Below are 25,431 nucleotides of genomic sequence, written 5' to 3' on the forward strand. Positions count from 1 at the left end.
ACTTTAGATGTTGTTGACATTCACTGATGCTGCAGTGGACCCCCTCTGGAAGGGCTTGAATTTAGAGCTTAGGCAGGGGGAATTCCTTGCGGTGCTAGGCCCTAATGGTGTGGGTAAATCCACGCTCATCGGTACAGTTTTGGGCACCCGAAAACTCACCCAGGGCACAGTGAAAACTGATGCTCGCGTGGGCTATATTCCGCAGCAACGCATCTTTGATGTGCCTTTGCGTGCGCGTGATTTAGTCTCACTTTCTGCAGCTCACGGCGTTACCTCCAACAGGAAACCGAAGAAGGGGGACGTCGATAAGCTGCTTGCTCGCGTGGGCGCAACCGGTATTGCGAATCGGCGCGTCGGTGAGCTTTCCGGTGGGCAGCAGCAGCTTGTCCGCCAGGCGCAGGCGCTTGCAGCGAAGCCACAACTATTGCTTGCCGACGAACCCCTCCTCAGTTTGGATCCCGGTATCGCACAGCGCACCGTATCATTGTTTGGTGAGCTCAAAGCTGAAGGCGTCGGTGTCGTTGTGGTTACTCACGACATCAATCCGCTGATGGGCCTAGTTGATCGCATTTTGTACCTTGCACCAAATGGACACACGATTGGCACCGTCGACGATGTGATGCAATCAGAAAAACTGAGCGAACTCTACAATGCGCCAGTAACAGTTGCGCGCATCAACGACAGAATTGTGGTGGTTTAAATGGATTTCTCCACTTGGATTTCCGATACCCAATACCTCCTCAGCGTTGATTTTGTACAACATGCTCTCATCGCTGCTGCTGTTCTTGGCCTACTCTCTGGAGTCATCGCGCCCCTTATTGTGATTCGTCAGCAATCTTTCGCCGTCCATGGCACTGCGGAATTGGCACTGATGGGCGCCGCCGCAGCGTTACTATTTGGGCTCAACGTGGGTGGCGGTGCTGTGATTGGCTCCGTGGTTGCCGCAATCGTACTAGCGCTGTTGGGTATGAAACAACAAGATTCCGCCGTGGGTGCCGTGATGAGTTTCGGCCTCGGACTTTCCGTATTGTTCATTCATCTCTACCCCGGTCGAAGCTCCACAGCTTTTTCCCTGCTCACAGGACAAATCGTGGGAGTATCTTCAGCCTCTTTGTGGATCTTGATTGCCGTCGCAGTGATTGTGGTGGGTGCCGTGCTGATCTTTTGGCGCCCCCTGCTTTTCGCCAGCGCAGATCCCATCATGGCACAAGCCTCCGGTGTAAATGTCCGCCTCATTGCAGTCGCATTCGCAGTTCTCGTTGGCTTGACCACCTCCCAGTCCGTACAAATCGTGGGAGCCTTGCTGGTCATGGCCTTGCTAATTACTCCCGGCGCGGCTGCAGTCGCGGTGACAGCCCATCCGATTAAAGCTGTGGTGTTGGCAGTTATTTTCGCTGAAGTCTCAGCTGTGGGCGGGCTATTGCTCTCATTGGCGCCTGGTTTGCCAGTGAGTGTTTTTGTCACCACTATTTCTTTTGTGATTTACCTGGTGTGTCGCGTGATCGGTTGGGCAAAGGGCCGCGATGCGCAGCGCGACGAAGACGCTTTCCGACGCCGTCTCCACGATCAGCATCACCACTAAGCATATTTGATTGCCACGAGCTAGAAGACGTGCTGGTTTTTAAGGATTTCCGCTTTCCTTGCACGCCCAACCCCTCCATTTGAGCATTCGCGTGCCGAGACCAAACCACAGTGCCCACGAACCTCATTTCTAGGTTCTGTGGGCACTGTGATTTGGTTTTTCAATCTCGAAACCGGTCACAGATGCCCACGAAGCTCGTTTTGGGCGACCGTGGGCACTCTCGTTTGCTGCGCCCTAAATTCTGACATTCAATTCCAAAAACATACCGCCCTAGAATCGCTCTCAAGGCACTTTAGAGACTACGTTTACACAAACACATGTTCCAAGAATTCGAGGCTTTAAACGAGCGTTAAATGCCCGAAGCTTGTCATTTCTTCCTGCATGAAAAGTTCACGCAGATTTCCCTAGAGAACTAGCTTTATTTCTTAGCCAGTTCCTTGCCTGCGATATAGCCAAAGGTCAGTGCAGGACCTAAGTTGATGCCACCTGCAGGATAGAAACCACCCATGATGGATGCACGGTCATTGCCTGCGGTATAAAGACCATCGATCACGGTATCATCATCGCGGAGCACGCGTGATTTACCGTCTGCTTTGATGCCATCAAAAGTTCCGAATGATCCCGGGACAACCTTCACTGCATAGAACGGTCCCTTTTCAATAGGAGCAAGAGATGGATTCGGGCCAATCTTGGGATCGCCACCGTAACGGTTAAATGATGAAGCACCGCGACCAAACTCTGGGTCTTCTCCCCTGCGGGCATTTTCGTTGAATTCTGTGATGGTGGCACACAAACCAGCTGGATCGATGCCACATTTTTGGGCCAACTCTTCAATGGTTTTACCCTTCACCAAGTATCCAGAACGCAGATATGGGGTCAGTGGAACTGGCAGTGGCTTTGCCATGCCGAGTGGGTATTTACGCACATAGGTAGAATCCGCTATCTGCCATGAAGTAACTGCTTCTCCTTCTGGAGCGTGCGCAATCATCGCATCAACATAGTCGTAGTAGCCATTAGCTTCATTGACAAAGCGTTTTCCGGTGGACAAGACACCAATGGATCCAGGCTTTGCGCGGTCCATAATGTGTGGGAATGTGCCCACTTGGCCGTTGATATACGGCACCAAAGATACGGGGCACCACGCAGCCGCAGATTTCAGATCATTCACAAAACCTGCACCCACTGCTCGTGCCATATCCAGGCCATCACCGGTAACTTCTGCAGGAGCTAGAGTCCAGTGCTCATTGCCGGTTGGGGTACGAGGGAAAAGCTCTTTGCGTAAAGCTGCATTGTTCGGAAAACCACCGGTCGCTAGAACAACACCGGCAGAGGCATGAAAAATTTCCGTGCCTTGTGGGGTTTGTACTTTCACGCCAGTCACACGGTCTTTGTCAGAGAGCAACTCAAAAGCAGTGTGATCGACAAGGAGTTCTACACCCAATTTATCCGCAGAAGTTGCCAAACGTGCAGTGAGTGCTGCGCCATTGACCATTTGCATATTACGCTTGTGCCTCACCAGATCCCACATATGGACCAGCACGCGCCGGGCTGCGTGAATCCAACCTCGGATATCAAACTGGGAGGCGGAGAGGAATTTGGTGAGATCTGGGCCAGCCATGATGCCCATGCCTAAAAAGGAGGTTGCGTACAGCTGATGGCGCAGTTTGGGTAGTACGGTCTTGGGTACTTTCCGGCCGTTGAATGGCTTTGGGCCAACGGAACGGTGTCCGGTTCCAGCATGAGGTAAATCGCCGTAGATATCGTTGATCTTGGCGCCCGGAGTCCACTGGAGATCAGTGTTTTTTTCAAAGAAATCCACCATCTCTGGGGCTGCATCCAAAAATGCACTGATATTTTCTTCTTGGTAGTAGTCCCCTACCACTGCACGCAGATACGTCTGGAATTCCTCTTTGGATTCCACAACGCCGTCTTTGCGAGCAAAGCTTGTTCCAGGTGTCCATGCCCAGCCACCAGACCATGTGGTGGCACCGCCGAGGACAGCTGCTTTTTCTAGGACAGCAACCTTTTTACCGTGATAAGCAGCACTCACAGCAGCTGAGAGTCCGCCAGCGCCTGAGCCTACAACGATGACATCATAATTGCGTTTCATGTTAGTTTTCTTCCTCAACTAGTGTGCTGTTTTCCAATAGTTCATGCGTGGTGGCATACAGGTGGTTGATCCAGCCTTCTGCACCGCGCTTTGCTACTTCTTCGTCATTTGGCGTCTCCACGCTCAAGGGCACAGCGGGGTCTAATGCTTCGATGAAGGAGCGCAGATCTTGATCGCCTTCGCCTGGTGCATAACGCAAGGAGCGAGACTCTATGATTAGTCCTTCTAGATCGGCAGGGCGCTGTGCTGGGCTATCACAGAGTTGAAGCACGCCTAAGACATCAGCACTTGCCGCAAGTTCTTCCGGGGTGCCGCCAAAGCGCGCCATGTGCAAAGTATCGGCCACCATCTTGGCACCGGTGTCGCGTGCGATTATGGCTGCTTGTGGGAGGGCATGCACGCTGCGATAAGAAATAGGCTCTAGTGCAGGTGTGACACCGAAGTCTTGAGCATCAGCAACGAGACGGCCAATGGTGTCAGTGAGGCGAGCGATATCATCATCACCGGCAGCAATAGTAAAAGTCTGAGCGCCCAGAACACCTGCTGCTTCTAATGCTGGAAGCCAATCCGCACGGGAGGTATCTGCGTTGATTTGTAAGAACTCTGTGTCCAGAACATACAGACCAGTTTCTTCCAACGCTGTCAGGGTTTTTGCGAGCAGCGGGGATCCTGGCGATAAGTCATAGACTGGCTCATTTTGTGTAACTGCGATGACCCGCAGACCAACAAAGGAGAATCCGGCGTGAGCTGCCAAATAAACCAATTGATCGGGTGGTGTTGTAAGTGCTGACAAGGGCGCTAAACCAATTGGCCGTGGCATGATGTGCGGTTCTCCTTATTAAATCAATGTGATTGGTTTGTTCGTGGCTGCAGATTCATAGACACCGAGCAACACTTTCAGTGCGCGAGTGGCATCGCGGCCTGTGATTGCAGGTTCGCGTCCCTCATTGAGTGCGTCAATAAAATCAGCGATTTGTGCGGTGTGATAAGGAATCAGCGCACCGTTGATGCTCGATAGGTCTGCATTGGGGTGCAGATCTGCTGGGTGCGAAGGGGTGGTTTCCACGGTGTCTTTTTCACTGCGCACAATGAGTCGGCCGTTTGTGCCTTCTGGGAATTCTAGGATCGTCATGGTCGCGCCCTCGGTTCCCATGATTTGTACTTGAGCACCTAGTGAAGGCTCTGCAGCAGTGGTGGCAGAAATTGTGGCTAACGCACCGGAGGCGAAACGGACAGTACCCACAGCGCTGTCTTCTACCTCAATGTTCTCGCCATGTTTGAAGGAGTGGGTGTAGCCAAATACTTCAATGGGTTCACCGAGAAGCCAGCACATGAGGTCGATGTAGTGGATTGCTTGTGTCATGAGCACGCCGCCACCATCAGCTGCCCAGGTTCCGCGCCATGGGGTTGCGGTGTAATACGAGTAATCGCGGTATAGCACGACGCTGCACTGCCCCATGATGGGACGGCCGAGGGAGCCGTCGACAAGCTCCTTTTTCATCTTTTGAGCTGCTGGCCAAAAGCGTCGCTGGAATAGCACGCCGAGGTTGACCCCTGCAGACTCGCAGGCATCGATCATGCGCTGGGCGGAATCGAGTTCGATGGCGATGGGCTTTTCACACAAAATATGGACGCCCGCGGCTGCAGCAGCCAACACCACTGCCTCGTGAGTGGGGTGCGGAGTGCAAACAGCCACGATATCAACGCCCGATGCCAAGATCTCATCAACGGAATCAAAGCTGGATCCGATGCCATATTTTGCTGCTGTTTCCGCAGCCTTTGCTCCATCGACATCACACGTGGCAGTTACTTCAGCACCTGGAATAGCCTGCACTGCTTCAATGTGATTTCGGCTAATTGCACCACAACCAATGATGCCTACGCGCCATATTTTGTCAGTCATATTACTTCTTGCCTAGATCTTCAAGCTTGGTGAATGCGGTTTCTTTTGTCGTGCAGATAACCGCAGCGGATAAGATGATTGCTCCAATCACGAAACCAGCTACTGCAACCCAGCCGTTCCACGCAAACAATGCGGTGGCAATGGTAGGTGCAAAGCCCACAACGATCAGGCCAAGCTGGTTGCCCATCGCCATGCCGGTGTAACGCACTGATGCGGCAAACATCTCTGGGAAGAAGATGGTCCAGACGCCATTCCAGCAGGAGTAGAACAAACCTTGGTTAACCAGGCACAGAACAAAGATCAGCACCAGATCAGCTTCTGAGATTGCTTGGAAGTAGAAATAGGTTGTGATCGCACAGGTAATTGCACCGAAAAGCAGAACTGGTTTACGGCCAATGCGGTCAGACACCCAGGCTGCCAATGGGATAGTGGCAATTGACAGGCTGAGAGAAATAGTATTGACCATCACCATGAAAGAACGATCAATTCCGACTTCATTGGTGGCATAGGACAGCGCATAGACGTTGAAAATGGTCTGCACGACTGCGAAGAAAGTAATGAAGAAGACGCGGGCAACATCGATGCCCTGGGTGCGCAGCACAGCCAAAGCTGGTGCATCGTCATGATTTTCTTCTTGCTTTTCTGCTGGAGCTTCCTCCAAGTGAGTGCGCACGAAATACGCCACGGCCAGTACCAAGGCGGACAATAGGAAAGGCACGCGCCAGCCCCATGTCATGAGGTGTTCTTCCGGCAGCATCAAGAATGGGATGAATACAAGACCTGCGAGCACATTGCCCACAGAGCAACCTGCCATCACTGACGAGGTGAAAAATCCGCGCTTGCCTTCTGGAGAATGTTCCATGGTGAGTGTGGAGGCACCGGCAGATTCCGCACCTGCGGAGAATCCTTGAGCGATACGCGCAATCATCAGCAAGACGGTTGCCCAGATGCCGATTTGTCCATAGGTAGGAAGCAGACCAATCGAGATGGAGGCAATGCCCATGATCAAGAGTGTGACCATGAGAGCGGTTTTGCGGCTGACCCTATCGCCGATGTGCCCCATCACAAGACCACCAATTGGGCGTGCAATATAAGCAACACCGAAGGAAGCCAGGGAACCAATTGTGGCTACAACTGGATCGCCTTGAGGGAAGAATAGATGATTAAACAGCAGTGCAGAGGCCGTGCCGTAGATGACGAAGTCATAGTATTCCAGCGTCGATCCCAGTAGGGAGGCTAGTGCAGCCTTCTTGGGGGACCTGCTTATCTGCTCGCTGCCGCTTGCTTCTTTATCTGTACGAAGCTGCGGTGTCGCATCGGTTACCAAGGTGTCTTTCATGCTTTCACCCTCTCTCTTAGAACTCACATGAACTCAGTCACGTTTCAATATTCTTTAGATTAAGGGTCACATTCACACGGCCAAGTTTTTCCCATTCAATGAGAAACTGCGGGTGTGGAGGTAGCAGATTAAAAATTAAGAGTTCGAAATGCGAACTCAATAAGTAGCATCATTTTGCAGCCTTGCACTGAGCTTTTGGCAAGCCTCAAGAACTATGTCAACAACAAAATTGACATCAATATCACTGGTTCGAGCAACTACCCCCACAGACGCCCGCACCACTCCACGATGATCCACCACCGGAGCTGCGATTGCGGTATTCTCCGTCACTAATCCGCCCATAAAGGCAATATATCCAGTGGATCGAATCTCTGGAAGCAGCGCAGCAATGCTTGAACCATCAGTAATTTCTCCAGTGTAGGAATCTACAAAAGGCCTATTTGTTACCTCTTTAATGGTCTGCGGCGCAGCAAAAGCCAACATGACCAAACCGGAAGAAGTGGTGTGCAAATCAAGACGGCCCGCATGTCTGCCCAAAATCTGAATGCGATTATCCGGGGAATCAAAACGCTCCACATACAAAATGGTGCGATCAACAAAATCGGGCACGGCAAGACTTACGTATTCCCCCAGTTCATCATGCACATCACTCAAAATGGATTGCGCCTGCAACCGCAATCGTTCCAAAGGGTTTGCCCGCACAAAGGTCTCCCACGCATGCGTACCAATGCCATATTTGCCATCAGCAAAGCGCTCCAGAAGTTTCACCGACACCAACTCAGCCACCAAACGGTGTGCTGTTGACGTGGGTAGTCCAGCGCGACGCGCAATGTTCGAGGCCCCCAGCCTGACATTTTCTGCATCAAAACACTGCAGCACACGCATAGTGCGCTGTAAAACCGTCTCCCCAGATGAAGAATTAGCCATTTAGCTCGATAACGAAAAACGTCGAAAAGCATTATGCTTTTCGACGTTTCCCTCCGGCTTAACCCTGAATGCGGCGCTGACGCGAGAACTCAGACAACACCACACCAGCTGCAACAGAAGCGTTGAGTGATTCCACCCAGCCTTCAGTTGGAATGGACATGATGGTATCGCAGTTTTCACGAACCAAGCGAGAAATACCCTTGCCCTCAGAACCAACAACGATCACGACATTGTCGGTGCCATCGTAGGTATCAAGGGTGTGGTCGCCGCCTGCATCCAAGCCCACAACCTGGTAACCGTTTTGCTGGAATTCCTTCACGACGCGAGTCATGTTGGTTTCCTTTGCCACAGGCACACGAGCTGCAGTACCTGCAGAAGTACGCCATGCAACAGCAGTCACAGATGCTGAACGACGCTCCGGAATGATCACGCCGTTGCCGCCGAACGCACCCACAGAACGAATCACAGCGCCCAAGTTACGAGGATCTGTGATGTTATCCAAAATCACGAACATGCCAGGCTTCTTCGAAGCTGCAGCATCTGCAATCAGGTTATGTACATCAGCGTATTCATATGGTGGAATAGCCAAGCCAATGCCCTGGTGCATGCCGTTGCCGGTCATGCGATCCAGCTCCAGCTTGTTTACTTCCAACACTGGAAGATTACGGCCAGCAGCAACGTGCACAGCCTCGCTCAGGCGCTCATCATTTGCAGCGCCTTCTGCAACATACAATGCAGTCGCAGGCACACGCGCATGCAGGCACTCTAGAACTGGGTTACGGCCCACAACCAACTCTGGCATTTCACGATCGTGGCGTCCACGATCACGACGTACACGCTCTAGCTTGCGCTTATGCGCGGCGTGATAAGTACGATCCTCAGCCTTTGGAGTTGGGCCCTTGCCCTGCAGACCACGGCGAACCTGTCCGCCACTGCCCTTCACAGCACCCTTTTTATTAGTCTTACGCAAACCGCCGCGGCGGCTGTCATTTCCTGCCATGTTTAAATTATCTCCTTAAAAGTTTTCATGTTCGAAAGCTGCAACTATTGCAACTTCCATGTCGCACCATCTGCTGTATCCACTACTTCAATACCCGCAGCAGCAAGACGATCTCGTACCTCATCGGCCACAGACCAGTCTTTCTCTGCACGAGCAGTTGCACGACGCATAAGCTCCGCAGAAATCAACACATCAAGTGCATTGTCTGCCTTGCCATCGGAATCAGCACCTGTTCCCCATTCAATAGGGTCAAAGCCCAACACACCAGTCATCGCGCGAACCGACGCAGCAAGCTTCTCAGCTCCCTGACGATCGCCCTTGTCCAATGCGGAGTTGCCTTCGCGAACCGCATTGTGGATTTCAGCCAATGCCTTTGGCACTGCAATATCCTCATCCATTGCCGCTTCAAAAGCTTCGGTCCACTCACCGACCTCAACTTCCCCAATGCGTCCAAGAAAAGCTTCAATGCGGCGGTAGCCCACTGCAGCTTCATTCAGAGCATTTTCGGAATACTCAAGCACGGAACGATAATGAGCAGACCCAAGGTAATAGCGCAGCTCGACGGGGCGAACCTGCTTCAGCATTTCCGGCACAGATAAAACATTGCCCAAAGACTTGGACATTTTTTCTCCGGCCATTGTTACCCAGTGATTGTGCATCCAGTAGTTGGCAAATTTATCGCCAGCCGCATGTGCCTGGGCAATTTCATTTTCGTGGTGTGGAAATTGCAGATCTAAACCACCACAGTGAATATCAAATTGCTCACCCAAATAGTAGGTTGCCATAGCAGAGCATTCCAAATGCCAGCCTGGACGACCCTCTCCCCATGGAGTTGGCCAAGAAGGCTCACCCGGCTTCGCAGCTTTCCACAGAGCGAAATCTTGTGATCCGCGCTTACCGAAGTTATCGGTTTCGCCTTGTTCCATATCTTCAACGCGATTACCAGACAATGATCCATAATCGGATCCTTCTGCTTTTGACCACGAGGCAACATCAAAATAGACGGAGCCGTCCACGGCATAAGCAAAACCATTGTCGATCAGACGCTGCATGTACTCAACCATTTGGGTGACATGGCCAGTCGCACGAGGTTCCACCGATGGAGGCAACACGCCCAGCGTGTTATAAGTCCAGGTAAATTCTCGTTCATATGTGGATACCCACTCCCACCAAGGACGGCCATTTTCCGCTGCCTTGTTCAGGATTTTGTCATCAATATCAGTGACATTGCGAACAAACGCCACATCAAGTCCCTTGGCAATGAGCCAACGCCGCAAAATATCAAAAGCTACAGCAGAGCGAACATGTCCGATATGAGGCAATGCCTGTGGGGTGGCGCCACACAGGTACACCGAGGCATGACCTGGTTTAACAGGCTGAAATTCTCGAAGCGTACGGGTACCGGTGTCAAAGATGCGTAGAGTCACGTGTCCTAGTCTAACCTGTATGTGAACACTTAAAGGTCGCCACTAAGAAGTAGCCGCCACCGTTGCTTTATTTGCCACATTAAGCAACTTCGCTCCACTGACAATTTCACCCAAACCATAAGTATTCACTGGTCCAGTTTTCTTCGAATTGGACACCACCACTGGAGTGGTTACTTCATAACCCGCAGCCTTAATGGCATCAATATCGAACTCACACAGCAGCTCCCCTGCTTGCACTTCATCGCCTTGCTTCTTATGCGCCCTAAAATGAGTTCCGTTAAGATTCACTGTGTCGAAACCAATGTGCATTAAGATATCCACATTGGAACCATCTTCTGTTTTAGTGCGCACTGCAAACGCATGTCCAGATGGAAATGCCACCACAACTTTTCCACTCACAGGTGACACAAGTTCACCCGTGCTTGGCACGACAGCCACACCAGCGCCAAGCTTTCCGCTGGCAAACATTGCATCACTAACACTGCCCAGCGAGATCACTTCGCCAGTCAAAGGTGACTGAACAATGGCGGAATCACTTCCAAACTCTGCAAGTACCTCTGAAGTTTGAGCTGGGCTAGCCACTATTGGCGCAGAGGTGGCATCCGGATCAATGCTGCCGTTGCGACGAACCAAGTACAGCCCATACGCAAGTGCAGCACCAAATGCGATAACGAAAGTAACCACCGCACACACCAAGAACATGACCATATCTGGGGCATCAATAGAGACAACGCCCAAGAAACCTGCAGCACCCAACGCAACAGCCTTGATATCAAAAAGAGCAATCAATGCGCCACCAATAGCCGCCGTACCAATGCCGATAAAGAAAGGCCAGCGCAGACGAAGGTTCACACCAAAGATCGCAGGCTCTGTAATTCCAAGAACAGCGGAAACTCCCGATGCACCTGCAAGCCCCTTGAGTTTTTCACTCTTAGCCAGGAAGAACACTGCCAAACAGGCTGCGCCCTGCGCGATATTTGCCATGGATGCAGTTGCGAAGATGAAGGATCCCCCCTGATTGAACAACTCCAGCTCAATTGGTGGGAAGGATTGGTGCAGACCAGTAATCACGATTGGTGAGTACACCAGGCCAAAGAGCAGCCCGCCGATTGGACCGCCGAATTCATAAAGCCCTTGAAGTCCATGCGCCAGCAAATCGCCCACCCAGCGCATTGCCGGGCCAATAGCAATGAAGGTGAGGAAGCCAGTGAGCAGCAAGGTAAGCACCGGAGTAATCAGGAAGTCTGCTGTGCCTTTGAGACGCTTGTGAAGGAATTTCTCGATCGTTGCCAAAATCCAGGAAACAACAAGCACAGGAAGCACTGTGCCCTGGTAACCAGCTTGAGCAACATCTAGTCCAAACAGGGACCACACTGGCATTTCGCCTGCAGCCATGGTTGCGGCTACGTCATAGCCGTTGACCAAACTTGGGAACACCATCGCCATGCCGATGCCCGCACCGAGAAACTCATTGCCACCAAAACGCTTCGTTGCTGTGAAACCAACAAGCACTGGCAAGAAAGCAAACGGAGCTGAAGCCATCAGGTTGATCATTTCAGCAACGCCACTGATCTGAGGGAATGTCTCCACAAGTGATTGTGGACCGAAAAGGTCCTGCGCAACCAAAACATTGTTGATAGCCATGAGTAGACCGCCACCGACCAAAATCGGGATCAGTGGCACAAAAATGTCCGCCAAAACTTTCACTGCACGGCTGAACCAGTTCGCGTTGTTAACTACAACATCCTTGAGCTGTTCAGTAGACACTGCGATGTCCTTAGATGTAGCAGCATCAAGCTCTTTAAAAACATGATCTACATCCCCAGGACCGACGATAATTTGGAACATGCCACCCGTTTCAAAGGTGCCCTTCAAGTCTGGATCATCATCCAAGCTTTGGCGATCCACACCCTTGCTGTCTTTGAGCACAAGGCGCAACCGAGTAGCGCAGTGTGCAGCGGCAACAATATTGTCTTCGCCGCCAATGCTGCGCAGGATGCGCTGTGCGAGGCTCTTATGGTCCATGAATTTCTCCTTAACCGGGAAGAAACAGAAATAATCAGACATGAATGTTTGTTCAAAAACTAAACAACATTAAACCTGTTTACTTGTGCCCGATCAAGGGGTTTTGGAAAGTATTTGTAAAATTCGCCACAAAAGACCTATTTTCGTGATTTACACCTCAATAGTGTCACCTTTAAAAGTTCGGAAAGCGAAAGAAACTTGCCCATTACCTGCAGTTATCTCAATAGCAGTATTGTCATCTGCGATCACCAATTCACCCGGATCAACCTCGACAGTTCGACAATCGCCATCACGATCCACAGACAATCGGGCACCATCCCATTCCAGAACAATATTGTCCCGGATGTCCATTCGGACAGGTTCAGACCCCAATACGGATCTAGTTACGCTCGGTGCCCCCTCTGGGAGGAGCAGCTCTTGATAGAGCGCATGGTTGCGCAAACGAAGCTTGCGGGGAACTGTTAGACAATGCACCCAGCCCTCTTGCTCAACTGTTGGATGATCATCTTGCGCAGGTAACCCCATCCAGCCAATAAGCCATGCGTCGGAGCTTGCAACCGCAACTTGAGGTGCATAGAATTCATGTCCGAAATCCAACTCACTAAATCCCCGCATTACGTGGAAGGTTGTCCCTTCAAGCTTGCCGACAACATATCCACATTGATCGGAGCTCGCATAGTGGGTAACACCCTGATCAATACGATTCAACCCCTGCGGACAGAAAATCAGCACATCAAGATCTTCGCCGGTTATCTCATCGCGGAGCTGGAAAAGGTTGGGACATTCCCACATATAGCCACTGGGAATAAGATCGGGGGCTGATCCGGGCTGCGCACTTTGAAGGTCAAAGGTGATTTCTCCAGAAAATTCCCACTCCTCCAGATCTACAGAGCGGTAGAGCACCGTTGCTCCAGTGAGGTTTTCCCGTTGCGCCCCAAGAACCATCTTCCAACCATCATCATCATCAGGGCTGATCATTGGATCGCGATAATGGGAAGTGAAACCACTGGCAGGCCCGTCGATAAGCGGGTTTTTAGGCGAACGGCGATGAATGCCACCCAACGGCCCTGCAGGATCCTCAACATCCACGAGGTTTTGGGTGACATGGCGCTTGCCGTCAATTTTTAGATTGCCAGTGTAGAAAAGCTTGAGGGAGCCATCAGTAAACACTGCCCCACCGGAATAACACCCGCCCAAATCATAGGATGCATCCGGATAGAGAGCATCGGGTAGGTGTGTCCACTGCACTCGATTCGGCCCTGTCAACTGAGTAACAACATGACCCCAACCAGTACGTTTTGGGGTGAAAGGGAAACCCGGATCATGCTGGTAGTACACATGAAGAGTGTCGCCATCGACGTACATTCCGTTGGGATCATTAAGTCTGCCCTGCGGAGGAGTTACGTGATATGCAGGGCGTAAATTGGAAAGCTCTGTGCGCATAGCCCCACACAGTACTTTCCTTATTTGTTTTTAGCGCAGTTTTAATTGCTCCATGAGTCGGTAGTACTCCGCATTTTCTAACTTTGATGCCGCTGCCTCATCAATAACGATGGTGACATTGTTGTGCATCTGCAGGATTGAACCTGGACAAGACGCAGAGACAGGGCCTTCGACAGTGCCACGAATAGCCTCAGCTTTTCCTTCACCGGATGCCACCAGCACAATATTTTGCGCACGGGACAAGGTGCCCAGTCCCTGAGTCAAAGCATGAGTTGGGACCTCTTCAATGGAGCTGAAGAAACGCGCGTTGTCCTCTACCGTCTTAGGGTGCAGCGCCTGAACCTTGGTCAGTCCTGACAGAGATGAGGTTGGCTCATTGAACGCGATGTGTCCATTTCCGCCGATACCCAAGATCTGAACAGCAACACTCTGAGCAGCGAGCATCGCTTCATATTCTTCTGCAGCTGCATGTGGATCAGGGTTTGCGCCATCAGGGCTGAATACCTGATCATCAAGGATATCGATGTGATCGGTGAACTCATTGCGGATGGTCTTGAAATAGCTGTTTTCATCATCGCGAGTGAGTCCCACGTATTCATCGAGCAAGAATGCTTGGCATTCCTTGAAAGAAACTTCTCCGGCTTCATAAAGTCGAATGAGCTCCTTATAGGTACTCAGAGGAGAAGATCCTGTTGCAAGCCCTAGGGTGCCACCTTTGTTCGCAAAAGGAGCAACGAGAGCAGCTGCTGCCTTTCCAACTTCTTGTGCGTCTTTGCGGATGATGATGTCCATGGTGGGGACTCCTTTAATAATCAGGATAAGTTTTTACTGCTAATTAAATTACTTGATCAATCAAATACACCTGCTGCAAGTGCCCATTTGAGTCGAATACCACAAAATTTGCTGCATTTTTCTCGGCTATTGCATGATTTTCCAGCCCAAGCACTCGGCTGGCGGTAGTGGACGTGTGGAGAGTGGCGTCGATAAGCGACATCCCCCTACGCACGTGGTGCCCGAATTGCTGGGCCAATGTGCTCGTGCCGCCGGCGATGGTGCCGCCATCGCTCAAACGTGCAACGCCACCAGCAACCGTCACATCTAACACTCCAAGAATATAGTGCCCATCCGGCATTCCGGCTGCTTCCATCGCATCTGTGATGAAAAAGGCATTCTCCACACGAACTGCATCGACAGTTCCATCAGATAAATGCACACCATCAGCAATCAATTCCACATACGCATCACCTGCACGGGCAGCAGCTAAAAGCGCACCGACAGCGCCTGGGGCGCGGTGATGCAGCGGTGGCATGGCATTAAATAAGTGAGTGGCCGTGACCGTGACCGCTTTCTCACGCGCCAAGGAAATGGCATTCATTGTGGTATCAAAATCTGCGTCCGTGTGTCCAAAGGATGCAATAATATTGTGGGCTGCACACAGATCTAAAATATCAGCAAGATTTTCCGTTTCCGGCGCTAGAGTAATCGACTTAATCCATCCCTGACCAGCCTCAATTACCTGGGCCAGATCGCCTGGGCTGCCGGGATAGATAAACTGTGGGTTTTGCGCACCGCAACGGCACGCATTAATAAAAGGCCCCTCAAGGTGAATGCCATAAATAAGGCCTTCCTCACAGAGGTTCTGCAAGTTTCGCACCTGAGCACTCAACGCCTCCACCGGCGCTGACACCATGCTTGCCAACATAACGGTCGTGCCATGAGAACGGTGGTACTGAGCGGCACGACGTGCCTGCTCTACAGTTCCGGTAGGAAAAGCCCCACCGTGCCCGCCATGATTATGCAGATCAATAAAGCCAGGAACAATCGTTAGTCCCTGCCCAGGAAACCCAGAGCTCTCTGCAACTTTCCGACCTTCAATTTTAGCGATGACACCATTTTCCACGGTGAGAGTGCCGTCAATTACCCCCTGTGGCATCACGATTCTGCCACTTAATATGGCATCCATTTGACCTGCATGTTCTTGAAATTGCGCCACTCTTGCCATCTTTCTAAGATTATTTACTTCCCTCAAGCAAGCATAGGACGTATGATGTCTTATGTCTACGAAAAGTGTGGAAACTGAGTTACCTCAGCCTTCCAAGCTGATGACATGTGTCCCCTTTCATGGACCAGCAAAACCACTAATCTCACACTCCCTCAACACCCTCAAGGAGCACCATGGCTTCCGCAACTTTCACCGGCGTCATTCCACCAGTTATGACCCCACTCCACGAAGATGGCAGCGTGGACCTCAACAGCCTGCGCCGCCTTGTTGACCACCTCATCGATGGCGGAGTTGACGGCCTCTTTGCCTTGGGCTCCTCAGGCGAAACAGTCTTCCTAACCCGCGAACAGCGCAAACTCGCACTAAGCACCATCATCGAACACACCGCAGGCCGCGTTCCAGTAACCGCCGGTGTCATTGAAACCACCACCGCCCGCGTACTTGAACTAGTTGCTGACGCTCTCGAAGTTGGTGCAGAGGGCTTGGTTGCAACCGCACCGTTCTACACCCGCACCCATGATGTTGAAATTGAAGCGCACTTCCGCGACATCCACGCGGCAGCCCCAGAACTACCACTGTTCGCCTACAACATTCCAGTATCCGTGCACTCCAACCTCAACCCAGCAATGCTGCTGCGCCTTGCCCAAGACGGCATCCTATCCGGCACCAAGGATTCCAGCGGCAACGACGGCGCAATCCGTTCCCTCATCGAAGCTCGCGATGACGCCGGACTCAAAGACTCCTTCACTATCCTCACCGGCAGCGAAACCACCGTTGACTTCGCATACCTCGCCGGCGCCGATGGCGTAGTCCCAGGCCTGGGCAATGTAAACCCTGCTGCCTACGCAGCCCTAGCCGCACTTTGCAAGGCTGGAAAGTGGGATGAAGCCGCAGCCCTCCAAAAGCAGATCAACCATCTCTTCCACATCGTCTTTGTTGGAGATTCCTCCCGCATGTCCGGCTCTTCCGCAGGCCTCGGTGGATTCAAAACCGCCCTCAAGCACCTAAACATCATCGACTCTTCCCTACTTGCAGCACCTCACCAGCCACTCGATGATGAGGAAATCGCTCGAGTAAACGCCATCGTCGATGAGTTCTACTACACCGCTTAAGGTTTAATCACCCCTATGACTGCGCACACCTGCACCCTGGCTCTTGATATCGGTGGCACCAAAATTGCTTATGCACTGGTGCCAGATGACGCTCCAACCACCACTGCTGCAAGCGGACGCCTTGGCACCAAAGATGGGCATAATCCAGCGTCGCAAACCCGCCTTGCTTTCCAGGCCGGAGCTGACGCCGCGAAACAGCACAATATGACCATTGCCCGCATCGGCGTTGGCGCGCCGGGAGTGATCATCGCCCCTGAGGGAAAAATTGTGTACAACGGAGAAACTGTCCGGGAATGGGCTGGAACTGATCTGCGCGCAATGGCGCAAGAAATCATCCCCGTACCATTCGCAGCACACAATGATGTACGAGTGTGGGCTTATGGCGAACACCATATGGGTGCAGGCGAGTCATTAACAGGCAGAGTTCTTTACGTTTCTTTAGGCACCGGCATCGGCGGAGCCATTATTGATCAAGGTGCTCTACTTGATAGTCCCTCTGGTACTGCCGGAGAATTTGCGGAAATTGTCTGTGCAGACTTCTCTGGCCGTGCCACTCGGTGTGAAGATGTGGCAAGTGGCACAGGCTTGACCGCTTATTACAATAAAGCAACTGGGGAAAACCTAAAATTACCTTCCATCATGCAGAAATACCACGAAGGTGACACACTGGCACAAGAAATCATCGAAGGTAATCTTCATGGCTTCGGCCGAGCCCTTGGCGCATTAGTTACCCTTCTGGATCTTGATGCTGTGGTTGTTGGCGGTGGAGTCTCAGCCATCGGAGAGCCGATCCTTCACCCTCTATGCAAAGGCATCAAAGAGACGGTTTTACCTCCTCGCGCATCCATTCAAATGCTCACCACCGCGCTTGGACCTGAAGCAGCCGTTCTTGCAGCCGCACAATATGCCCGCGACATGGCCTTTTAACTTTTCTTTCAACCACTCAGGAGTTTTACACACCATGGAACTTAACCAACAGCGCACGGACCTTTATGAACGACTACAAGGCCAGCTCATTGTTTCCGTGCAGGCTCCCGACGGCCACGCCATGCGCGATACCCACACACTGACCCATGTTGCAGCAGCCTGCGTCGATGGTGGTGCACCTGCTATTCGCTGTGGTGGTTACGGTGGCTTGGAAGATATTCGTTCCATCTCTAATCGAGTGGACGTACCAGTTTTTGGACTCACCAAAGAAGGCACCGAAGGCGTCTACATCACCCCAACCCGTGATTCCGTTCGCGCTGTCGCTGAATCCGGCGCCGCAGTAGTGTGCGCAGACGCAACTTTCCGACCACGTCCAGATGGATCCACCTTTGCAGAATTAGTAAAAGTAGCGCACGATTCCGGAATCCTCATTATGGCCGATTGTGCAACACCCGAAGAAGTCCTCAGCGCACACCAAGCCGGCGCAGACTTTGTCTCCACCACTCTTGCGGGATACACCGAACATCGAGAGAAAACCGTTGGACCAGATTTTGATTGCCTGCGCGAAGCCCGAGCTTTAGTTCCTGACGCTTTCCTCATCGGCGAAGGTCGTTTCTCCAACCCTTCTGATGTGGCACACGGTCGACTCATCGGAGCTAATGCCGTCATCGTGGGCACAGCAATCACCGATCCAGGATTTATCACCGGCCAGTTCGCTTCCCTACTGAGCTAGCACCTTATACGCCCGTTTAAAGCCTCGAGTTTCCAGCACAACCTTTGCCCTTCGAAAGACTCCACAAGGCGTTTAAAACCGATTCTGCGAGGGCACTTTTCTTAAGCGAGCGCTAAGGTTTTTGAGCAAACCAAACAGGTATGCCCACGGATCAGTTTTTAGCCTGCCGTGGGCACTGTGGTTTGGTCTCCAAGCCTTCAAACCAGACAGACAGACCCACAGCCAAGATTTTTAGCTTCCGTGGGCACTCTGGTTTGGTCTCAAGCAGCTGAAGGCCTTGAACGCTTGTCGACGCGGAGGTGGGCGTCGACAAGCATCTTAGGCTTTAAGCATTGCCGAAATCATGCGCCTGAAAGGCGCATAATGCGCTAAAACCGCATTGCGATACGCCTGGATATCACCAGCACTCAACGCTTCCACAATATCGCTGTGAGCCTTGATTGTTTCATCAATATCCGCGGGCATCGCTAAATTCAGCATTGGTTGCGCCTCAGTTTGAATCTGCCAAAAAGCATCGTTGAGCTCACGAATCAGCGGGTTTTTCGTGCGCGATAAAAGCGCTCGATGGAACTTTTGATCCTCCACCACAAAAGAATCTCCGCGATCATTGTGCTCGCGCATTTTCAACACTAAATCTAAAAGCAGCTCGCGATCATCCTCTGTGAATACTTCAATGAGCTCCTCGCCTAAGGAAAGATCCAAAATCTCGCGGGTATCTACCACATAGAACAGATTTTCCACAGAGGTGTCATTGTCCAGCACCGTGCGGAAAACCATGCCATTAATCAACGGCTCAAGAGACATTTTAGAAACAAACGTTCCGTAACCGTGGCGAACTTCCACGATGTCTAGGGTCACCAAAGCGCGAATCGCTTCCCTGATGGCCGAACGGGAACAGCCTAACTCCTCGCATAACAATGCTTCGGAAGGAAGAAGATCACCTGTGCGCAACCGATTATCCCGAATGTAATGCTTGATATCTCGCACTGCATCTTGAGTGGTTGACCTAGATCGCGCTGGTTTCCTGGAGCTTGCCATTATTTTCACTTCCTATTTTGGAGATGACCCTGATCTTATCGACTGCCCCTGGCGACCTACATCATCCGCCTTATCTCGTATGCAGCCAAACTGTAAATCTTGGGTTGATCTGCAGTTATTGCACTTCATGCAGCCGGTGGGGGTAAAAATTTCTGACCTATCCGCAAGGATTTCTAGAAATTCATTCCTAAACGTCTGATGTCTGATGTATATTAACCTTACAGCAATTCAATGACACCGCTCACATTCCCTTCCTAGAGCCTAGTGTCCCACACCAACTCACGGCCCGGCCCACTCTTTAAAAAGGACGTACCTCATGAGCACAAACATCACACGCCGCAATTTCCTCCGAGCAACTGGCATTCTCGGCGCCGCAGCTGGCATCGGCGCAACTCTTGCAGCCTGTGCGCCAGATTCCTCCAACTCCAGTGGATCATCCACCTCCACTGCCGCAGGAACTGGCACCGCAAACGAAGAAGGCACCATCTCCGCAGCTATCTCCTATGAGCTCGGAACCAATGGTTACGACCCAATGACCACTACTGCAGCTCTCACCGTGGCGGCCAACTGGCACACCTTGGAAGGCCTCACCGAAATCGACCCAGCCACCGGCCAGGTATACGCGGCACTCGCCAGCGAAATGCCATCAAGCGATGCTGCTTCCGTGGACATTAAGCTTCGCGACGGCGCCACCTTCCATAACGGCGACGCAGTCACCGCAGACGACGTTGTGTACTCCTTCGAGCGTGTTCTTGATCCGTCCAACAACTCCCTTTACGCATCATTTATCCCATTCATAAAGTCCGTAACAAAGAAGGATGACAGCACTGTCACCATCGATCTCGACTACGCGACCGGTATCATCGGCGAGCGTCTCGCAGTAGTAAAGGTTGTGCCAAAGAGCGCCGTCGAAGCTGATGTATCCGGATTCGATGCCAAGCCAATCGGAACCGGCCCTTACAAGATGACCGACAATGGCGGTGCATCCAAGGTGGTCAAATTCGAGCGCAACGATGACTACAACGGACCACGACCAGCACGTGCCGCAGCAATGGAATGGCAGATCATCCCAGATGCATCTACCCGCACCAACTCCCTACAATCAGGCACCACCATGGCAATCGACTCCGTGCCATACCTATCCATCCCACAGTTAGAGGGCACCAGCACCGTCGAATCAGTCCAAGGCTTCGGACTACTCTTTGCCATGTTCAACTGTGGCGACAACAACCCATTTAACGATCTTCGCAACCGCCAGGCATTCCTCTATGCACTGGACATGGACAAGGTTGTCTCCACCGGCATGGCTAACCAGGCAACCCCTGCCACCTCCTTTGTACAAAAGGAACACCCAAACTACAACCAGGCATCAACCGTCTATTCCCTCGATGCAGACAAGGCGAAGGCTCTTATCGCAGAAACCGGCCTGACTCGTGTCAACCTTTTGTGCACCGACCACGACTGGGTGAAAAACTGCACCCCACTCATCCAGGAATCCCTCGCTGCCATCGGACTCGATGTTTCCTTCACCGAACGTAAATCCGCCGATGTCTACAACACCATTGACGGCAACCCTGATTCCTTCGACGTAGTCATCGCACCAGGCGATCCTTCCGTCTTCGGCAACGACCCAGACCTGCTCATGCGCTGGTGGTTTGCAGGAGATGTCTGGACCGACTCCCGCATGCACTGGAAGGGCAGTGAATCCTACGACCAGGTACAAACCCTCCTCGAAGAAGGTATCCGCGCCACCGACGCAACAGAACAGCAAGACATCTGGAACCGTACATTTGATGCAATCTCTGACAACGTTCCGCTGTACCCACTGTTCCACCGCAAGGTTCCAACTGCATGGAACGCCAACTCCCTCGTGGACTTCAAGCCAATTTCACTCACCGGTTTGAGTTTCTCAGGCGTTGCAACCACCGAATAACTATTCAGTGGCCATAAAGAGCCCGGCGTAGCCAGCATTCTGCGCCACGCCGGGCTCTATTATTTTCGGCTCCTGCTTTGCTCCTATTTCAAGTGTTATAGCTCCAATCGAAAGCGCGATACCTACTATGTCCAATCTTTTGCGACTTGTCGGCCGACGGCTCATCGCTTTACCGATCATGATCATCGGCGTCACCCTGCTGGTTTTCATCGTCATGTCATTTTCTCCTGCCGACCCGGCACGACTTGCTCTAGGCGAATCCGCCTCCCCCGAAGCTTTGGAAGCCTACCGTGAGGCAAACGGCCTCAACGACCCAATGATGGTCCGCTACTTCGACTTCATCATCGGCATGCTTCAAGGCGATCTGGGCACCACCAGTGGTGGTGTTGCTGTCACCGAAATTGTCGCTCGCGCTTTCCCCATCACTTTGCAGCTCACGTTCTGGGGCTTAATTATCGCCGTAGTATTAGCGCTGGTCCTCGGAGTTATCGCAGCTCTCTACCGCGATCGTTGGCCTGATCAGCTGATCCGCGTGCTCTCTATCGCAGCACTTGCCACCCCCTCATTCTGGCTGGCAATTCTGCTGATTCAGTGGTTGGGCACCATTCCAGGAGCATGGGGAATGTTCCCAGCGCTTGTCACCAGATGGGTCCCATTCAGCGAAGATCCCGCTACTTATTTCAACAACATCGCACTTCCTGCCATCGCCTTGGCAGTACCAGTTGCAGGTTCACTGGCCCGAGTCGTTCGAACCTCCATGGTGGAAGAACTAGATAAAGACTATGTCCGCACAGCTATCGGTGCAGGCATTCCCAAAACTGAAGTGGTGGCCCGCAATGTGTTACGCAATGCGCTAATCACTCCAATCACCGTGATCGGATTACGCGTTGGCTACCTCATGGGTGGTGCCGTGATCATCGAGATCATCTTCAACATCCAAGCAATGGGCCAACTCATCCTCGACGGCGTGACCCGCAATGACGTCTACCTCGTCCAAGGCGTCACCCTCACCGTTGCCATCGCCTTCATCATCGTTAATATCGCCGTGGACTTGCTCTACGTCCTGGTCAATCCACGTATTAGGAGCATCTAGATGCGCCGTAAACTAACCACTACATTGGAAAACAAGCCCGGTGCGAGACTCAGCGGATTCCGTGCACTTTCTCTCACCTCAAAAATTGCGTTAGTTTTCCTCGTCCTCATTTTCATTCTCGCGATTTTTGCACCGTTCATCGCTAAGTTTGATCCGCTGGCTTCCGGCACTCCGGTGCAGCCGCCAAGTGGTGAGCACTGGTTTGGTACCGATGCGATTGGCCGCGATATTTTCTCCCGCGTTGCCCATGGCGCCCGCGCGTCTTTGATCATTGGCCTCTGCGCCACCGGTGCTGCCCTTTTAGTAGCCGCTGTTTTGGGATCCATCGCCGCAACTGCAAATAAAGCTGTGTCCGAAGTACTCATGCGCGTGCTTGACGTCATCATGTCCTTCCCTGGAATCGCACTCGCTGCGGTCTTCGTTGCAGTCTTTGGCAATGGCATCCCCGTCATCGTATTTGCTATTTCATTCCTGTACACCCCACAGCTGGCTCGCATCGTACGTGCCAATATTTTGTCCCAATTCGGCGAAGACTACGTCAATGCTTCCAAGGTTATTGGTGCATCCACTCCCCATATCCTGATCAAACATGTTGCCCGCAACTGCATGGCACCCATCTTGGTATTCGCAACCGTGCTGGTTGCAGACGCCATTGTTTTCGAAGCATCCCTGTCTTTCATCAACGCTGGCGTGAAACCACCATCACCGTCATGGGGCAACATCCTTGCTGATGGAAAGGCACTCTTGCTCACTGGAGCTTGGTGGCCAACGTTCTTCCCAGGTCTGATGATTCTAGTAACCGTGCTGTGCCTGAATATTCTTTCTGAAGGCCTCACGGATACCTTGGCCAGCCCAAAGCCAAAGCCGGTTTCAGCATCTGCCAAGAAAGCCCTGAAAAAGGAAGAAGAAGGCACCAAGTCTGCCTCTGGTTTAGTTCTGGGGCACACCACCCGCGAAGAAGCCCACGCTTCCCTGCTGTCCTCACTTGCAGCTCTATCCGCCAGTGAAAACAAAACCAACAACCGCCTGGTCTTTGAAGGTAACCCCACTCCTTTGTTGGAAGTCCGCGATCTGAAGATTTCCTTCCCCAATGCTCACGGCGGTATCACCATTGTTGATGGCGTGGACTTCACTGTCGCCCCCGGACAAACCATGGGTCTCGTCGGTGAATCCGGCTGTGGTAAATCCATCACCGCAATGTCGATCATGGGACTGCTTCCGCCAAGCGCAAAAATCGAAGGAGAAATCCTTTTCGATGGCAAGAACTTACTGGATCTCAAGCCAGACGAGCTTAATGCTCTACGTGGACATGAAATCGCCATGATCTACCAAGATGCGCTCTCCTCCCTCAACCCATCCATGCTGATCAGTGCCCAAATGAAACAGCTCACCCGCCGCGGTGGAAAGCGTAGCGCTGAAGAACTCCTGGAACTTGTCGGTCTAGATCCAAAACGCACCCTGCAGTCTTACCCACATGAACTTTCTGGTGGACAGCGTCAGCGTGTCCTCATCGCGATGGCTCTCACCCGTAACCCCCGCCTCCTCATCGCCGATGAACCAACCACTGCACTGGATGTCACCGTCCAACAGCAGGTTGTGGATCTCCTCAATGAACTGCGCGACAAGCTCGGCTTCGCCATGATCTTCGTATCCCACGACCTCGCATTGGTTGCCCGCCTCGTGCACAAACTCACCGTCATGTATGCAGGTCAGGTTGTCGAGCAAGGCACCACCCGAGAAATCCTGGTGGATCCTCGCCATGAATACACCCGTGGTCTACTTGGTTCAGTACTCTCGATTGAAGCTGGCGTGGATCGCCTCTACCAAGTCCCAGGTACCGTTCCATCGCCTAAGGAATTTGCTGCAGGTGACCGTTTTGCCCCTCGATCAGAATTCCCAAACCTAGGCCTGAACCAAAAGCCTATCCTGCGCCACATCGAAGGAACAGAACACGCTTATGCTGCAACCGATGAGCTTCTTGCTGCAAAGGGAGAACTACAATGACCTCACCTGCTGATACCCGGATCCCCATCCTGGAACTACGCAACACCAACGTTATTCACAAAACACGTACTGGAAAGCTCTTCCGCCCAGATCAAGTTCACGCCAATAAGAACATCAACTTCAAGGCCTACCGTGATGAAGTCGTAGGTATTGTTGGTGAATCCGGTTGTGGAAAGTCCACGCTGGCACGTGTGATGGTTGGTCTTCAGCCTGTCACTTCTGGCGAAGTATTGTTCAAGGGCAAGCCACTAAAACTTCGTGGCGCTCAACGTAAAGAGCTCGGCAGCTCCGTATCCGTAGTGTTCCAGGATCCGGCAACCTCCCTCAACCCGCGCATGACCGTCCGCGAACAACTCCTTGATCCACTGCGAGTCCACAAAGTAGGAGATGAAAAAACCCGCAACCAGTGGGTATCCGAACTCATCTCCATGGTTGGTCTCCCACAATCAGCACTAGAAGTTCTCCCCCGACAAGTCTCTGGTGGACAGCGTCAGCGTGTAGCAATCGCCCGAGCCCTTGCACTCAAACCAGATATCATCGTTGCCGATGAACCAACCTCTGCGCTTGATGTCTCCGTGCGTGCGCAGGTTCTCAACCTGTTACTCGATCTGAAAACTGAACTCGGCTTGGGTTTGGTATTCATTTCTCATGACATCAACACCGTGCGCTATGTGTCTGACCGCATTGCCGTCATGCTTGCTGGTGAAATCATTGAAGAAAACACCACTTCGGAAATCTTCAACAATGCACAGCAGGATTACACCCGCACGCTACTGGAGGCCACACCATCACTGCTGAATAAGACTCGTCTTTAAGGCATAACCAAAAAGTTC

At 52.1% G+C, this 25,431-nt stretch carries 21 protein-coding genes; 9 read left to right on the top strand and 12 right to left on the bottom strand.

The window, feature by feature from the left end:
• The first annotated feature begins 7 nt into the window (after window positions 1–7).
• The gene (locus ccrud_RS11875) at window positions 8–700 is read left to right on the top strand and encodes a metal ABC transporter ATP-binding protein (protein WP_066567973.1); all 693 of its coding nucleotides are present in this window, start codon (window positions 8–10) and stop codon (window positions 698–700) included.
• A complete protein-coding gene (locus tag ccrud_RS11880) occupies window positions 701–1,582 on the top strand; it encodes a metal ABC transporter permease (protein WP_066567974.1) in 882 nt (293 codons plus the stop codon).
• A 418-nt stretch (window positions 1,583–2,000) separates the two neighbouring features.
• Here ccrud_RS11880 and ccrud_RS11885 read toward each other — a convergent pair whose 3' ends face one another.
• The 11 genes from ccrud_RS11885 to ccrud_RS11935 form a co-directional block, all read right to left on the bottom strand.
• Complete coding sequence (locus ccrud_RS11885; protein ID WP_066567975.1) at window positions 2,001–3,692, bottom strand: FAD-dependent oxidoreductase; 1,692 nt, start codon at window positions 3,690–3,692, stop codon at window positions 2,001–2,003.
• 1 nt (window position 3,693) lies between these two features.
• On the bottom strand, window positions 3,694–4,512 hold the full coding sequence (locus tag ccrud_RS11890) for a sugar phosphate isomerase/epimerase family protein (protein WP_066567977.1): 819 nt from the start codon (window positions 4,510–4,512) through the stop codon (window positions 3,694–3,696).
• Between the two features lie 18 nt (window positions 4,513–4,530).
• Window positions 4,531–5,595, bottom strand: a complete 1,065-nt coding sequence (locus ccrud_RS11895; protein ID WP_066567979.1) for a Gfo/Idh/MocA family protein — start codon at window positions 5,593–5,595, stop codon at window positions 4,531–4,533.
• A 1-nt stretch (window position 5,596) separates the two neighbouring features.
• On the bottom strand, window positions 5,597–6,934 hold the full coding sequence (locus ccrud_RS11900; RefSeq protein WP_066567981.1) for an MFS transporter: 1,338 nt from the start codon (window positions 6,932–6,934) through the stop codon (window positions 5,597–5,599).
• Between the two features lie 156 nt (window positions 6,935–7,090).
• Window positions 7,091–7,861: an IclR family transcriptional regulator gene (locus tag ccrud_RS11905; RefSeq protein WP_245670264.1), complete on the bottom strand. Its 771-nt coding sequence runs from the start codon at window positions 7,859–7,861 to the stop codon at window positions 7,091–7,093.
• Window positions 7,862–7,919: 58 nt separating this feature from the next.
• The gene (gene rlmB / locus ccrud_RS11910) at window positions 7,920–8,861 is read right to left on the bottom strand and encodes a 23S rRNA (guanosine(2251)-2'-O)-methyltransferase RlmB (RefSeq protein ID WP_066567987.1); all 942 of its coding nucleotides are present in this window, start codon (window positions 8,859–8,861) and stop codon (window positions 7,920–7,922) included.
• 44 nt (window positions 8,862–8,905) lie between these two features.
• On the bottom strand, window positions 8,906–10,288 hold the full coding sequence (gene cysS, locus ccrud_RS11915; protein WP_066567989.1) for a cysteine--tRNA ligase: 1,383 nt from the start codon (window positions 10,286–10,288) through the stop codon (window positions 8,906–8,908).
• A gap of 42 nt (window positions 10,289–10,330) precedes the next feature.
• Complete coding sequence (locus ccrud_RS11920) at window positions 10,331–12,313, bottom strand: sucrose-specific PTS transporter subunit IIBC (RefSeq protein WP_066567991.1); 1,983 nt, start codon at window positions 12,311–12,313, stop codon at window positions 10,331–10,333.
• A 150-nt stretch (window positions 12,314–12,463) separates the two neighbouring features.
• Window positions 12,464–13,768 carry a sucrose-6-phosphate hydrolase gene (scrB, locus tag ccrud_RS11925; RefSeq protein WP_074025524.1) on the bottom strand — a complete coding sequence of 435 codons (1,305 nt, stop codon included), beginning with the start codon at window positions 13,766–13,768 and terminating at the stop codon, window positions 12,464–12,466.
• Window positions 13,769–13,786: 18 nt separating this feature from the next.
• Complete coding sequence (nagB, locus tag ccrud_RS11930; RefSeq protein WP_066567997.1) at window positions 13,787–14,548, bottom strand: glucosamine-6-phosphate deaminase; 762 nt, start codon at window positions 14,546–14,548, stop codon at window positions 13,787–13,789.
• A gap of 43 nt (window positions 14,549–14,591) precedes the next feature.
• Window positions 14,592–15,758, bottom strand: coding sequence for an N-acetylglucosamine-6-phosphate deacetylase (locus ccrud_RS11935; RefSeq protein ID WP_066567999.1), 1,167 nt, complete (start codon window positions 15,756–15,758; stop codon window positions 14,592–14,594).
• A 173-nt stretch (window positions 15,759–15,931) separates the two neighbouring features.
• On the opposite strand from ccrud_RS11935, the gene ccrud_RS11940 reads away from it, so the two are divergent.
• The 3 genes from ccrud_RS11940 to ccrud_RS11950 are packed head-to-tail and all read left to right on the top strand — an operon-like array spanning window position 15,932 to window position 18,530.
• The gene (locus ccrud_RS11940) at window positions 15,932–16,870 is read left to right on the top strand and encodes a dihydrodipicolinate synthase family protein (protein WP_066568001.1); all 939 of its coding nucleotides are present in this window, start codon (window positions 15,932–15,934) and stop codon (window positions 16,868–16,870) included.
• Between the two features lie 15 nt (window positions 16,871–16,885).
• Window positions 16,886–17,797, top strand: a complete 912-nt coding sequence (locus tag ccrud_RS11945; RefSeq protein WP_066568003.1) for an ROK family protein — start codon at window positions 16,886–16,888, stop codon at window positions 17,795–17,797.
• A 34-nt stretch (window positions 17,798–17,831) separates the two neighbouring features.
• Window positions 17,832–18,530: an N-acetylmannosamine-6-phosphate 2-epimerase gene (locus tag ccrud_RS11950; RefSeq protein ID WP_066568005.1), complete on the top strand. Its 699-nt coding sequence runs from the start codon at window positions 17,832–17,834 to the stop codon at window positions 18,528–18,530.
• 318 nt (window positions 18,531–18,848) lie between these two features.
• On the opposite strand, the gene ccrud_RS11955 is transcribed toward ccrud_RS11950, so the two are convergent.
• Window positions 18,849–19,568, bottom strand: a complete 720-nt coding sequence (locus tag ccrud_RS11955) for a FadR/GntR family transcriptional regulator (RefSeq protein ID WP_066568008.1) — start codon at window positions 19,566–19,568, stop codon at window positions 18,849–18,851.
• Between the two features lie 316 nt (window positions 19,569–19,884).
• On the opposite strand from ccrud_RS11955, the gene ccrud_RS11960 reads away from it, so the two are divergent.
• From ccrud_RS11960 to ccrud_RS11975, 4 genes are all read left to right on the top strand, one after another.
• Window positions 19,885–21,501 carry an ABC transporter substrate-binding protein gene (locus ccrud_RS11960; RefSeq protein ID WP_066568009.1) on the top strand — a complete coding sequence of 539 codons (1,617 nt, stop codon included), beginning with the start codon at window positions 19,885–19,887 and terminating at the stop codon, window positions 21,499–21,501.
• Window positions 21,502–21,628: 127 nt separating this feature from the next.
• The gene (locus tag ccrud_RS11965) at window positions 21,629–22,594 is read left to right on the top strand and encodes an ABC transporter permease (RefSeq protein WP_066568018.1); all 966 of its coding nucleotides are present in this window, start codon (window positions 21,629–21,631) and stop codon (window positions 22,592–22,594) included.
• Complete coding sequence (locus tag ccrud_RS11970; protein ID WP_066568021.1) at window positions 22,595–24,598, top strand: dipeptide/oligopeptide/nickel ABC transporter permease/ATP-binding protein; 2,004 nt, start codon at window positions 22,595–22,597, stop codon at window positions 24,596–24,598. It begins immediately after the preceding gene.
• Entirely contained in the window at window positions 24,595–25,413 is an 819-nt protein-coding gene (locus tag ccrud_RS11975) for an ABC transporter ATP-binding protein (protein ID WP_066568025.1), read from the top strand. Before ccrud_RS11970 ends, ccrud_RS11975 begins: the two co-directional genes overlap by 4 nt.
• Window positions 25,414–25,431: the final 18 nt, after the last annotated feature.

The organism is Corynebacterium crudilactis (assembly GCF_001643015.1).
GTDB classification, from domain to species: Bacteria; Actinomycetota; Actinomycetes; order Mycobacteriales; family Mycobacteriaceae; genus Corynebacterium; species Corynebacterium crudilactis.